At 66.5% G+C, this 12,888-nt stretch carries 10 protein-coding genes; 9 read left to right on the forward strand and 1 reads right to left on the reverse strand.

All coding sequences use genetic code 11. From position 1 onward, the window contains the following. Nucleotides 1-40 precede the first annotated feature (40 nt). The 4 genes from AC6LJW_RS01665 to AC6LJW_RS01680 all read left to right on the forward strand — a co-directional run bounded on the left by AC6LJW_RS01665 (nucleotide 41) and on the right by AC6LJW_RS01680 (nucleotide 6,191). Entirely contained in the window at nucleotides 41-3,463 is a 3,423-nt protein-coding gene (locus AC6LJW_RS01665) for a response regulator (protein WP_498086312.1), read from the forward strand. Nucleotides 3,464-3,496: 33 nt separating this feature from the next. Next, nucleotides 3,497-4,336 (forward strand): CheR family methyltransferase, encoded by an 840-nt coding sequence (locus AC6LJW_RS01670; RefSeq protein WP_498086313.1) that lies wholly within the window; start codon nucleotides 3,497-3,499, stop codon nucleotides 4,334-4,336. Nucleotides 4,337-4,413: 77 nt separating this feature from the next. Further along, nucleotides 4,414-4,995, forward strand: coding sequence for a chemotaxis protein CheB (locus AC6LJW_RS01675; RefSeq protein WP_498086314.1), 582 nt, complete (start codon nucleotides 4,414-4,416; stop codon nucleotides 4,993-4,995). Nucleotides 4,996-5,015: 20 nt separating this feature from the next. After that, nucleotides 5,016-6,191: a hybrid sensor histidine kinase/response regulator gene (locus tag AC6LJW_RS01680; protein ID WP_498086315.1), complete on the forward strand. Its 1,176-nt coding sequence runs from the start codon at nucleotides 5,016-5,018 to the stop codon at nucleotides 6,189-6,191. 46 nt (nucleotides 6,192-6,237) lie between these two features. On the opposite strand, the gene AC6LJW_RS01685 is transcribed toward AC6LJW_RS01680, so the two are convergent. After that, nucleotides 6,238-6,888, reverse strand: coding sequence for a nucleotidyltransferase family protein (locus AC6LJW_RS01685; RefSeq protein ID WP_498086316.1), 651 nt, complete (start codon nucleotides 6,886-6,888; stop codon nucleotides 6,238-6,240). Nucleotides 6,889-7,063: 175 nt separating this feature from the next. Here AC6LJW_RS01685 and paoA point away from each other — a divergent pair, with 175 nt between their 5' ends. The 5 genes from paoA to AC6LJW_RS01710 all read left to right on the forward strand — a co-directional run bounded on the left by paoA (nucleotide 7,064) and on the right by AC6LJW_RS01710 (nucleotide 12,583). Further along, nucleotides 7,064-7,699, forward strand: coding sequence for an aldehyde dehydrogenase iron-sulfur subunit PaoA (paoA, locus tag AC6LJW_RS01690; protein ID WP_498086317.1), 636 nt, complete (start codon nucleotides 7,064-7,066; stop codon nucleotides 7,697-7,699). After that, complete coding sequence (locus AC6LJW_RS01695; protein WP_427985084.1) at nucleotides 7,696-8,646, forward strand: FAD binding domain-containing protein; 951 nt, start codon at nucleotides 7,696-7,698, stop codon at nucleotides 8,644-8,646. Before paoA ends, AC6LJW_RS01695 begins: the two co-directional genes overlap by 4 nt. Nucleotides 8,647-8,650: 4 nt before the next feature. After that, nucleotides 8,651-10,852 carry an aldehyde oxidoreductase molybdenum-binding subunit PaoC gene (gene paoC, locus AC6LJW_RS01700; protein WP_498086318.1) on the forward strand — a complete coding sequence of 734 codons (2,202 nt, stop codon included), beginning with the start codon at nucleotides 8,651-8,653 and terminating at the stop codon, nucleotides 10,850-10,852. Nucleotides 10,853-10,882: 30 nt separating this feature from the next. After that, complete coding sequence (locus AC6LJW_RS01705; protein ID WP_498086319.1) at nucleotides 10,883-11,332, forward strand: DUF6389 family protein; 450 nt, start codon at nucleotides 10,883-10,885, stop codon at nucleotides 11,330-11,332. 201 nt (nucleotides 11,333-11,533) lie between these two features. Beyond that, nucleotides 11,534-12,583 (forward strand): hypothetical protein, encoded by a 1,050-nt coding sequence (locus tag AC6LJW_RS01710; RefSeq protein WP_056558549.1) that lies wholly within the window; start codon nucleotides 11,534-11,536, stop codon nucleotides 12,581-12,583. Nucleotides 12,584-12,888: the final 305 nt, after the last annotated feature.

Raw genomic sequence — 12,888 nt, forward strand, 5'->3', positions numbered from 1 at the left:
GCGCAATCCGCGCGCTTTCCCTGAATTGGTAAACGATCTCATGCTGAAATCGCCGCAGCCGGCCAGTCGTCTGGCCTTTCCCCGCACTCTGATGGCCGGATTCATCCTGGCCGCGGTGGCCACGCTGGTCATCGCCTTTGTCAACGTTCGCTCCGCGGACACGCGCACGCGTGCCGTCCAGTCCATGGACCGCGCGACCGAGTCGCTGCGCCAGCTCAGCCTGTTCAATTCGGCCCTGAAAGATGCCGAGATCGGGCAAAGGGGTTACCTGCTGACGGGCGACTCCGCCTATCTGGAACCCTACGTGCGTTCGGTGCCGCTTATCGAGCAGCGCCTGGCCGTGGTGCAGGAATTCGCGCAGCAGGACGCCACGCAACGCCGGATTGCCAATGACATTGCGGGCATCACGAAGCAAAAGCTTACGGAGTTGAACAACACCGTCGAGATGCGCCGGGCGGGAGACGTCGAAGGCGCGCTGGCGGTGGTGAGGACCGATTCGGGCAAGGAGGCGATGGACCGCCTGCGCGATTTGGTCGGCGAACTCTATACGTCGCAGATGAGTCGGGTCGAGCAGGAGCGCGACGCCTGGAGCGATGCGGCCACGACCTCGACCTACTATTCCTGGGGCGGCGCTCTGGTGTTGCTGGTCCTGATCTTTGCGTCGGCCCTGATGAACATCCGCGAGTACCGCGCCAAGGCGCGGCAGGCCTGGGTGACGACGGGCCTGTCGGGCCTGAGCCTGCGGCTGCGGGGCGACCATCGCTTGGACGAGATTGGCAGGCGCGCCCTGGACTACCTGGCCGAATACCTGAATGCCAGCGTCGGCGCGGGCTACGTGGTCAATGGCGAAGAACTCGAGCTGTTCGGCGGCTATGCGGTGCCGCCCGAAAGGCTGCCCCAGAAGATTCCCACGGCGCAAGGCCTCGTCGGCCAGGCGGCCGTGTCGCGCAAGCTGCTGCACGTGCGCAACGTACCCGCCGGCCACCTGGAAGTCTCGTCCGCCACGGGCCGCTCGAATCCGGTCGAACTGGTGGTTGCGCCCGCCATGCAATACGAGCGCGTGTACGCCGTGATCGAGCTGGGCTTCAACCATCCGGTCAGCGAGGGCGAACGCAGCCTGCTCGAAGGCGCATCGGAAATGCTGGCGTCCGCGATCCGGGCCGGCATGGACCGCACGCGGCTGGAGTCGCTGCTGGCGGAAACGCAGCGCCAGTCCGAAGAGCTGCAGACCCAGCAGGAAGAGCTGCGCGTCAGCAACGAGGAACTGGAGCAGCAGAGCCGTATCCTGCAGGAATCGCAGGCGCGCATGGAACTGCAGCAGACCGAGCTGGAGCAGACCAACGTCAATCTGGAATCGCAGACCGAACAGTTGCTGCGGGTGCAAAGCGCGCTGACCGACAAGGCGCGTCTGCTGACGCAAGCCAGCCAATACAAGAGCGAATTCCTGGCCAACATGAGCCACGAGCTGCGCACGCCGCTCAATTCCACGCTGATCCTGGCCAAGCTGCTGTCCGACAACAAGCCGGGCAACCTGTCCGTCGAGCAGGTGAAGTACGCGCAGACCATTCATGCGGCCGGACGCGACCTGCTGGCGCTGATCAACGACATCCTGGACCTGGCCAAGATCGAGGCAGGCCAGGCGACGGTCGAAGTCGACGACGTGGCCGTGATCCCGGCGCTGCAGCGTCTGCTGGAACCGCTGCGGCCGCTGGCCCAGGAAAAGGGCCTGGCGCTGGAGCTGGACATCGCGCGCGACGTGCCCGATTCCCTGCGGACCGATCCGCAGCGGCTGGGCCAGGTGCTCAAGAACCTGCTGTCCAACGCGATCAAGTTCACCGAGCAGGGTTTCGTGGCGCTGCGCGTGACGCGCGCGCCGGGCCGCATGCTGTCGTTTGCGGTGCACGACACCGGCATCGGCGTGGCCGCCGACCAGCACGAACTGATTTTCGAGGCATTCCGCCAGGCCGACGGCAGCTCGCACCGCAAGCACGGCGGCACCGGGCTGGGCCTGTCGATTTCGCGCGACCTGGCCAAGCTGCTGGGCGGCACGCTGTCGCTGGTCAGCACGCCGGGGCAGGGCAGCGTGTTCACACTGCTGCTGCCGATGAACCTGCTGGTCGTGTCCACCACGCCGGCGCCGCGCGAGCGCACCGATGTCCCTGTCACGCTGGCGGGCCCGGGCGGCGCGATTGCCGCGCCGCCCGTTGCGCGTGCAGAACCGGCCACGCTGTCCAAGCCAGCCGAGCCGGCCGAACAGGAACAGGGCGAGACCTTTGCCCGAACCATCCTCGTCATCGAGGACGACGAACGCTTTGCCGCCATCCTGGCCGATCTGGCGCATGAGATGGGCTTTGGCTGCCTGGCCGCGCACACCGCGACCGATGGCCTGGCGCTGGCGGCCCAGCGGCGGCCCGATGCCATCGTGCTGGACGTGAACCTGCCAGACTTCTCCGGCCTGGGCGTGCTGGATCAGCTCAAGCGCAATCCGAACACCCGCCACATCCCGGTGCACATCGTGTCGGTGGCCGACTACGCGCAAGAGGCGCTGGTGCGGGGGGCGGTGGGCTATGCGCTCAAGCCGGTCAAGCGCGAGGAACTGGTTCACGCGCTGCAGCGCCTGGAAGCCAAATTCACGCAGAACGTGCGGCGCGTGCTGGTCGTCGAGGACGACGACCGCCAACGCGACAGCGTGCGCGAACTGCTGGCGCGCGACGACGTCGAGATCGTGCCCGCGGCCAATGCCGGCGACGCCCTGGCGCTGCTGCGCGACACCACCTATGACTGCGTGGTGATGGACCTGAACCTGCCCGACATGAGCGGCTACGAACTCTTGCGCGAAATGGCCGATCAGGACAGCGTGTCGTTCCCGCCCGTGATCGTGTACACCGGCCGCGCGCTGTCGCGCGACGAGGAGCAGCAGCTTCGCCGCTTCTCCAAGTCGATCATCATCAAGGACGCACGCTCGCCGGAGCGCCTGCTGGATGAGGTAACGCTCTTCCTGCACCAGGTGGAAGCCGAGCTGCCGCCGCAGCAGCGCCAGATGCTGGAGCTGGCGCGCAGCCGCGACACCACGCTGGAGGGCCGCACGGTGCTGGTGGTGGAAGACGACGTGCGCAACGTGTTTGCGCTGTCCAGCATCCTGGAGCCCACCGGCCTGCACGTGGAGATTGCGCGCAACGGACGCGAGGCGCTGGAGGCCCTGGGCCGCGCCGGCGTCAATGGCAACCGCGCCGTCGACCTGGTGCTGATGGACATCATGATGCCGGAGATGGATGGCTACACGGCCATGCGCGAGATCCGCGCGCGGCCCGAGTGGCGCCGCCTGCCGATCATCGCCCTGACGGCCAAGGCCATGAAGGACGATCAGGAAAAGTGCCTGGCCGCGGGCGCCAACGACTACATCGCCAAGCCGCTGGACGTCGAGCGCCTGCTGTCGCTCGTGCGCGTCTGGATGCGCAAATAGGCCCGACCGGATCAAGACACAGCGATCACGCCCATGCCCACTCAGAACAAGGCGCACATCGAAGACATCGAGCAGCGGTTGCTGCTCGATGCGATCTATCACCGGTACCACTACGACTTTCGGGAGTATGCGCAGGCCTCGCTGAAACGCCGCCTGCGCACCGCGCTGGGCGAATTCCACTGCAAGACGCTGTCGCAGCTTCAGGACCGCGTGCTGCACGAACCCGCCGTGTTCACGGGCCTGTTGCAGTACCTGACGGTGCAGGTCAGCGACATGTTCCGCGATCCCAGCTACTTCCTGGCGCTGCGCAACGAGGTGGTGCCGATCCTGCGCACCTATCCCTCGATCAAGGTGTGGGTGGCCGGGTGCAGCACGGGCGAGGAAGTCTATTCAATGGCGATCCTGCTGCACGAGGAAGGGCTGCTGGACCGCGCGCTGATCTACGCCACCGACATCAATCCGCATGCGCTGCGCGCGGCCGAGCAGGGCGTTTTCGACCTGGACCGCGCGGCGGCCTTCACGGCCAATCATGCGCAGGCCGGGGGCCGCAATTCGCTGTCGCACTATTACACGGCGCGGTATGGCCGCGTGGTTTTCGACAAGACGCTGCGCGAGCACATGGTGTTCTCCGACCACAGCCTGTCGACCGACAGCGTGTTTGCGGAAGTGCATCTGGTGTCGTGCCGCAACGTGCTCATCTACTTCGAGCGCGATCTGCAGGACCGGGCGTTGGGCCTCTTTCACGAGGCACTGGTCCATCGCGGATTTCTGGGCCTGGGGTCCAAGGAATCGGTGCGATTCACGGCGCAGGCCGACGGCTTCGACGAATTCGTGATGGCCGATCGCATCTACCGTAAAAAGGCCGACCTGTGACGCCGCGCGGGCCAGATCTGCCGGGTGATGTGCCGGGGGCCGAAGCACCGGGGGCCGCCGCACCGGGGGCCGCCGCCGTGGACTGCGCCTGGGACGCGATCGTCATCGGCGGTTCGTCGGGCGCCATCGACGCCTTGAGCATTCTGCTGCCCGCGCTTCCCGCAGGCCTGCGGGCCAGCGTGATCGTGGTGCTGCATTTGCCCGCCGACCGCCGCAGCCTGCTGAGCGACATCTTCAGCTATCGCTGCGCATTGCCGGTGCAGGAAGCGCAGGACCAGCAAACGATACAGCCGGGACACGTGTATTTCGGGCCGCCCGGCTACCACCTGCTGGTGGACCGGGGGCCGCGCCTGGCGTTGTCGATCGACCCACCAGTGCATTTTTCGCGGCCATCCATTGATGTGCTGTTCCAGTCCGCCGCCGATTGCTATGGCGAGCGGCTGCTTGGCGTGCTGCTGTCCGGGGCGAACGAGGATGGGGCCGAAGGCCTGGCCGCCATCCATGCCGCCGGCGGCCACGCGCTGGTGCAGGCGCCGGCGTCGGCCGCGGTACCCGCGATGCCCGGCGCCGCCCTGGCCCTGGTTCCGGCGGTAAGGGCGCTGACGCCCGACGAAATTGCCGCCGTCTTCGCGCAGTTGCCCACAAGGCGGCTGCCCTGAAACCCAAACGCATTGACACCATGATTTCGACATCAGCCCCTTCCCACGACGACCGCATCAAGTGCCTGCTGGTTGACGACGTTCCGGAAAATCTGATTGCGCTCGAGGCGCTGCTGGCCAGCGACCGTGTCGAGGTGCTGAAGGCCCAATCCGGCCCGCAGGCGCTGGAACTGCTGCTGCGCCACGGCGACGTCGCGCTGGCGCTGTTGGACGTGCAGATGCCCGACATGAACGGCTTTGAACTGGCCGAACTGATCCGCGGCAGTGAGCGCACGCGCCACATTCCGCTGATCTTCATCACCGCCGGCTCGCGGGAACAGAACTGGCAGTTTCGCGGCTACGAAACCGGCGCGGTGGATTTTCTGTACAAGCCCGTCGACCCGTACATGCTGCGCACGAAGGCAAACGTGTTCTTCGAGCTGCACGAGCGCAAGCGCGCGCTGGCGCAGCAGCTGGAAGAGCGCACCGAAGCGCTGCGGGTCAACGAGATGTTCATGGCGGTGCTGAGCCACGATCTGCGCACGCCCCTGCAGGCCATCATCATGGGCGCTACCGTGTTGCAGCGCCAGGGCGACGACGAACGCGTGTCGAATCTGGCGCGGCGCATGCTGCAAAGCAGTGAGCGCATGTCGTGCCTGATCGAAGACCTGCTGGATGTGACGCGCATCCGCCAGGCGGGCGGTCTGACGCTGGCGCCCACGGAGCTGAACATGGGGGCGCTGGTCGAGCGGACGCTTGACGAGGTGCGCACCGGCTTTCCCGAGCGCCAGGTGGAGTCGGACTGCCGTGGCGACGCGGCCGGTTCATGGGACGGCCAGCGCATTTCGCAGGTGATCGCCAATCTGGTCGGCAACGCCTTGCATCATGGCAGCAAGACCGCCCCGGTCCGGGTCGAGGTCAATGGCGAAGACGCCGGCGAGGTGGTGGTCACCGTTTCCAATGGCGGCTCGATCCCGCCAGAGCTGCTGCCCCACCTGTTCAACCCGTTCCGCAGTGGCGCCCGGCGGCCCGGCGGGCATCACGGGCTGGGCCTGGGACTTTTCATTGCGCAGCAGATCGTGGCGTCGCATGGCGGCTGCATCAGCGCCGATTCGCGCGACGACGTGACAAGCTTCCGGGTGGTCCTGCCGCGGCAGACGGCGGCGGCTGACGCGCCGGTGATCGGACGCTCCCTCGGCAACGCCTCGCCCGCATAGCAGGCGCCGCGCTGACGCCGGGCGCCCTTTGCGCTCGGCCGGGCGCTCAGTCCGGTTCGCCGCGACGCCCGGCGGTCATCAGGTCTTCGGGCGTATCCACATCGGCGCACACCCCGGCGTCATCAACCGCGAGCTCGGTCGCACCGTATCGGGCCACCACGGCCCGCGCGCCCACATCGCCCGCCAGCACCGCCAGCGCCGGCCAGATCGTCCGCTGAAAGGCCACCGGATGGCCGCGCTGGCCATTCCATAATGGCGCCACAATTGCATGCTGGCGCGACGCCGCGGCCACCCGCAGGCAAGTGTCCGGGCGAATCCAGGGCATGTCTCCCAACGCCACCAGGCAAGCTTCGATGCCGTGATCCGCCGTCTGCATGACGTGGCGCATGGCGGCGGCCAGGCTGTCGCCCATGCCGTTGGCATCGGGATCGGCCACCACCACGTCGCACCCTGCCTGCGCCAGCAGCGCCGCGACGCGTTCGTTGCCGGGGCGGGTGACCGCCACGATGCGCGACACAGCGGCCCGCAGCGATGCCACGGCGGCCACCACCACGGGCGTGCCGTCAGGCAGCGGGGCAAGCAGCTTGTCCTGCCCCGCGGCTGCGCCCGCATAGCGCCGGCCGCGCCCGGCAGCAAGCAGGATGCCCATGCAGCGCGCTCGGGCGGCGTTGTCCGGATTGGTTTCGAGATCGAACATTTTCTTGTCAGGAAGGCATGGCGGCCGGGCGAGCCGGGTGACTATCATCGGATGACGAAGACGATCTTATCGGGAAACCTTGCCCTCGGGCCACGCCGGCCAGGCACACCATTTGCTGGCAACGGGCGCTGAATGGCAGGCCGCGGCCCGCCAGACGTTCAAAGGAGTTCCACCCTTGGAAAATTCCATCGACATCAAGATATCCCGGCGCAATCTGCTGAAGGCGGGCGCCGCTTCCGCCACCGCCATCGGGACAACCGCCATGTCCGCCACCCAGAACGCCACTCCGGCGCAAGGCATGACCGCATCGTTCACGCTGAATGTGAACGGCAAGTCCCACGAGATGTCCGTGGACCCGCGCACCAGCCTGCTGGATGCGCTGCGCGAGCACCTGCACATGACCGGCACCAAGAAGGGGTGCGATCATGGCCAATGCGGCGCCTGTACGGTGCTGCTGGACGGCAGACGGATCAACGCCTGTCTGACGCTGGCCATCATGCACGATGGCCAGCAGATCACCACGATCGAGGGGCTGGGCACGCCGGGCGCGATGCATCCGCTGCAGGCCGCGTTCGTCAAACATGACGGTTATCAGTGCGGCTACTGCACGCCGGGGCAGATCTGCTCGGCCGTCGGCATGCTGGACGAGGCTGCAAGCGGGATGCCCAGCCATGTCACCGCGTCACTGAACGAACGCCCGCTGCTGACCCCCGAGGAAATCCGCGAACGCATGAGCGGCAACATCTGCCGCTGCGGGGCATATTCCAACATCCTCGATGCCATCGAAGACGTTGCGGAGGGCAAGGCATGAGACCCTTCACCTACGAGCGTCCCCGCACCGACGCCGAGGCGGCCGCCAGCGCCGCGCGCGAGCCGCGCACGCGGTTCATCGCGGGCGGCACCAACCTGCTGGACCTGATGAAGATCGAGGTCGAAACGCCCGCCCATCTGGTTGACGTCAACGGCCTGGAACTGGATCGGATCGAGCCGTCCGGCGACGGCGGCCTGCGCATCGGCGCGCTGGTGCGCAATGCGGACCTTGCCGCCAACGAAACCGTGCGCCGCGATTACGAGGTGCTGGCGCGCGCCCTGCTGGCCGGGGCATCGGCGCAGATCCGCAATCGCGCGACGACGGCGGGCAATCTGCTGCAACGCACGCGCTGCCCGTATTTCTACGACACCAATCAGCCCTGCAACAAGCGCGTGCCCGGCAGCGGCTGTTCCGCGATCGGCGGGGTGTCGCGCCAACTGGCGGTGATCGGCGCCAGCGACGCCTGCATCGCCACGCACCCCAGCGACATGGCCGTGGCCATGCGTCTGCTGGACGCCAAGGTCGAGACCGTACGTCCCGACGCCACGCGACGCGTGATTCCCATTGCCGACTTCCACCGGTTGCCTGGCAATACGCCGCACATCGAGACCAATCTGGAAGCCGGAGAGTTGATCACCGGGGTGGTGTTGCCCAAACCCCTGGGCGGCAAGCATATCTACCGCAAGGTGCGGGACCGCGCGTCGTTCGCTTTTGCGCTGGTGGCGGTGGCCGCCGTGGTGCAGGACGACGGCACCGGCCGCGTGGCGCTGGGCGGCGTGGCGCCAAAGCCGTGGCGCGTGGAGGCGGCGGAAGCGCATCTGCCGGACGGCGCGGCGCGCGTGACCGACGCGCTGCTGGCCGACGCCAAGCCCACGCCGGACAACGGCTTCAAGCTGACGCTGGCCCGGCGCGCGCTGGGCTCAGTCTTGACGGAAGCGAGGACGTGAACCCATGAAATTCGATACTCCCGCGACACAGAACCCCATCGACCAGCTCAAGGTCGTCGGCCAGCCCGTCGATCGCATCGACGGTCCGCTCAAGACCAGCGGGCAGGCCGCCTACGCCTATGAACACCACGATGTCGCGCCGAATCCCGCCGTGGGCTACATCGTGGGCGCGGCGATTGCCAAGGGCGCCATCACGGCCATTGATACGGAAACGGCGCGCATCGCCCCGGGCGTCCTGGCCATCGTCACCGCGCAGAATGCCGGCAAGCTGGGCAAGGGCAAGATGAACACGGCCACGCTGCTTGGCGGCCCGGAAATCCAGCACTATCACCAGGCGATTGCGCTGGTGGTGGCGAATACGTTCGAGCAGGCGCGCGCGGCCGCCAAGCTGATTCGCGTGCAATATGCCCGCAAGCACGGCGCGTTCGATCTGGCAGCGCAGAAGCGGGACCACGGCGAGTCCGGCAAGCACATCCCGAAGACGGATGCGGGCGATTTCGACGCTGCGTTTGCGGCGGCACCGGTTACGGTCGATCACATCTACACCACGCCCGACCAATCGCACGCCATGATGGAGCCGCACGCATCGCTTGCGGTCTGGAAGGGGGACAAGCTTACGCTGTGGACCTCCAATCAGATGATCGCGTGGGGGCGGTCCGACGTGGCCCGGACGTTGGGCATTCCGAAGGAGAACGTTAGGCTGATTTCGCCCTACATCGGCGGCGGCTTTGGCGGCAAGCTGTTCGTGCGGGCGGACGCCTTGCTGGCGGCGCTGGGCGCTCGCGCGGCCGGCAGGCCAGTCAAGGTGGCGTTGCCGCGCCCGCTGATCATCAACAACACGACGCACCGGCCGGCCACCATCCAGCGCATCCGGCTGGGCGCGGCGCGCGACGGCAAGCTGACGGCGATTTCGCACGAGAGCTGGTCCGGCGACCTGCCGGATGGCCAGCCCGAAGAGGCCGTGCAGCAGACCAAGCTGCTGTACGCGGGCGCCAACCAGCGCACCGCGTTGAACCTGATGACGCTGGATCTGCCCGAAGGCAATGCGATGCGCGCGCCTGGCGAGGCGCCCGGAATGATGGCGCTGGAGATCGCAATTGACGAGATGGCGCAGGCGCTGGACATGGATCCCGTGCAGTTTCGCGTGCTCAACGATACGCAGGTCGATCCCACCGATCCGTCGCGGCCGTTCTCCCAGCGGCGTTTCGTCGAATGCCTGCAGACGGGCGCCCGGCATTTCGGCTGGGACCAGCGCGATTCCAAGCCCGGCGCTCGGCGCGATGGGCGTTGGCTTATTGGGCTGGGCGTGGCCAGCGCGTTTCGCAACAACCTGGTGATGAAGTCTGCCGCACGCGTGCGGCTGGACGCGGCGGGGCGCGTCATTGTCGAGACCGACATGACCGACATCGGCACGGGCACCTACACGGTCATTGCGCAGACGGCCGCCGAGATGCTGGGCGTGCCGCTGTCCCGCGTGGTGGTGCGCCTGGGCGACTCGGCCTTTCCCGTGTCCGCGGGCTCGGGGGGGCAGTGGGGCGCGAACAGTTCCACGGCGGGCGTGTATGCCGCCTGTGAAAAGCTCCGGGCGCTGGTCGTGGAGCGATTGGGATTCGACGCGCAGGGCGCGGTGTTTGCCAATGGCTCGGTGTCGGACGCCAGCGGACGTAGCGCGCCGCTGACACGTGCGGTGTCGGGCGGCGAGCTCATCGGTGAGGATGCGATCGAGTTCGGCGACCTGGATAAGAAATTCCAGCAGTCGACGTTCGGCGCGCACTTCGTGGAAGTGGCCGTGGACGCCGCCACCGGCGAGACCCGCGTGCGCCGCATGCTGGCCGTCTGCGCCGCGGGCCGCATCCTCAACCCCAAGACGGCGCGCAGCCAGGTCATCGGCGCCATGACCATGGGCGTGGGCGCGGCGTTGATGGAGGAGTTGGCGGTTGACCATCGCGCGGGGTTCTTCGTCAATCACGACCTGGCGAGCTACGAGGTCCCCGTCCATGCCGACATTCCACGTCAGGAGGTGATCTTTCTTGACGAAGACGATCCAGTGTCGTCGCCCATGAAAGCCAAGGGCGTCGGTGAACTCGGCCTGTGCGGCGTGGCGGCGGCGATTGCCAATGCCGTCTACAACGCGACCGGCGTGCGTGTGCGGGATTATCCGGTGACGCTGGACAAGCTGTTGGCGCAGATGCCGTTCGACGCGTGATGCCGTGCCGCGATGCGCTATCCTGGCGCGATGACGAAACACGACTATCAAGACGCGCTGCGCCGCATCCTGGACGCGCACACGGCGGCTGCTTTGCGCACACTGGCCGGCATGTTCGCGCGGTTGCCCGAGAAGGCGCGCGAAATCCAGTTCGGCATCTTTCCCGACCAGGGCGGCGAGGGGACCTTCTCGGTGGTGATTGGCCTGGAAGGGCCGGATCTGTATGTGCTCAACAAGGCCATCGAGGGCTACCGCGATCTCTTTGACGTCGTGCACGGCGAAGAAGGATTAAAGCCGCCGGTGCCGATGTTCTCCAGCGAGCCGGCGTTCTGCGTGCAGGACGCGATTGCCGACGTGGCAGCCGATTGGGTCCAAGCGCTATGGGCGCAGGGCGGCCGCCTCGTGTCGCCCTTGCCGGCGATGGTCTATGCGCACGACGATTACGGCACGGATCTGCCGCGCGCATTGCCTGGGGCATAACCGGGTTTCATTCCGGGTGTCAGAAACAATCGCAACAATAAATTACGCCTGTTTGTTCCCGGATCGACGAGCAGATGCGCTTCCCACAGTGTTGGACGCATCACCATGTGTTTCAGCGGACAAACTGAATATTGCGAACCGTACCAGAGCCGGTAGGATGCGCGCACATTGCTCCAGTCCAATCCCTTAAGGATCGATCCCATGTCCCTGCCGCGCTCGCGACTTGCCCTCTCTGCCCTGACGCTTGCCCTGACCCTGTCGGGCTGCGTCACGATTCCGGATTCGAACGGCGAGGGCACTGCGGACGACAAGCGTTATGGGCAGTTGGTCGATCTGATCGGCGAGGCGCTGAAGGACGGCATGTCGGTGGTGCTGGTGGCGGACCTGATGCCGCATGCCACGCTGAAGGACGCCATGAAGATGACGACATGGACCGGCAACACCGTCTGGATGTTCGAACCCGATCCGCGCATCACGTTCGGCCGCAAGTTCCAGAACAACTCGCTGCAACGCGACAAGGACACGACCTACCTGTTCAAGGCCTTCGAGGTCCACATCCTGCCGCCCGGCAAGTACCTGCTGACGGGCGGGGACGACTACAAGCTCAATGCCACGCTGAATCAGATCGGCGCGAAAGCCGGACCGGTTGGCTCGGGCCGCGGCGCCAACGGCACCACGTATCTGTCGCCAGAGCTGTATCGCGAGTTCTACAAAGAGACCAACTGGCACGAAGGCACGACGGGTAGCCAGACCAGGACCGAGAAGGTCTGCACGGCCGTGCACCGCGCGTCCGGCGCCTGCGTGGCCTGGGGCGAGCAGCAGATCACCGAGACCACGCCGGGATCGCGTGCCGGCTACTACGAAGACACCACATCGCGCGACATTCCTGCGATCAAGGTGCAGTCGCGCGTGGTGCCCAAGCTGGCGTTGGCCAGCTTCACGCTCAAGGGCGGCGACCTGGTGCTGAGCCAGCGCATGCACATGAGGACGCCCAGCTACAAGTTCAAGCAGTCCGCCTGCCGCGCGGTCGATCCGAAGATGATTGAGTGCCCGCTGGAGGACTTCACGGTGTACACGTGGCCGGCGCCGATGGACTTTGCGCAGAAATATTTCGCGCAGCGCACGAACCTGACCGACGCGCAGCGCGAGCTGTTGGCCAAGCTCAAGCCGATGCAGATCACGCCGCTGGGAAAGCAGGGCATGCAGGACCCGGTGTGGGGTGTGCCGCTGTCGCTGGGCAAAGGGAAGTAGGGCGCTTCCGAAAGCTGCGCGCCGCTGGTCAAGTGCCGCGGGCGGTTTGCCGGATTGCTACCAACGGCGGATGGTCGTAGTCATTCCGGCTACTTGAGCAGCCGAATGACTGCGCATAGATTGACCAAGGCCTTTTGCCCTCGTGCTGAATGGCCGCATGGGTGGTCCGCAGTCGAATGCCTTCAGTGGTGCGTTTCCTTTGTCTTTTTCAGGGAGCCCATTCTTGGACGTCCCCCCCCTTCTTGCATACCTGTGCGCCTCATGCACAAGCCGTCTATCCCCGTTCGCGCCAAATGATGCCGCCG

It is taken from the genome of Achromobacter sp. 1012554356 (assembly GCF_059760815.1).

Coding starts and splice junctions, on each gene's coding strand:
- AC6LJW_RS01665 (WP_498086312.1), top strand. CDS start 41: ATGCTGAAATCGCCGCAGCCGGCCAGTCGTCTGGCCTTTCCCCGCACT.
- AC6LJW_RS01670 (WP_498086313.1), top strand. CDS start 3,497: ATGCCCACTCAGAACAAGGCGCACATCGAAGACATCGAGCAGCGGTTG.
- paoC (WP_498086318.1), top strand. CDS start 8,651: ATGAAATTCGATACTCCCGCGACACAGAACCCCATCGACCAGCTCAAG.
- AC6LJW_RS01695 (WP_427985084.1), top strand. CDS start 7,696: ATGAGACCCTTCACCTACGAGCGTCCCCGCACCGACGCCGAGGCGGCC.
- AC6LJW_RS01685 (WP_498086316.1), bottom strand. CDS start 6,888: ATGTTCGATCTCGAAACCAATCCGGACAACGCCGCCCGAGCGCGCTGC.
- AC6LJW_RS01680 (WP_498086315.1), top strand. CDS start 5,016: ATGATTTCGACATCAGCCCCTTCCCACGACGACCGCATCAAGTGCCTG.
- AC6LJW_RS01710 (WP_056558549.1), top strand. CDS start 11,534: ATGTCCCTGCCGCGCTCGCGACTTGCCCTCTCTGCCCTGACGCTTGCC.
- AC6LJW_RS01705 (WP_498086319.1), top strand. CDS start 10,883: ATGACGAAACACGACTATCAAGACGCGCTGCGCCGCATCCTGGACGCG.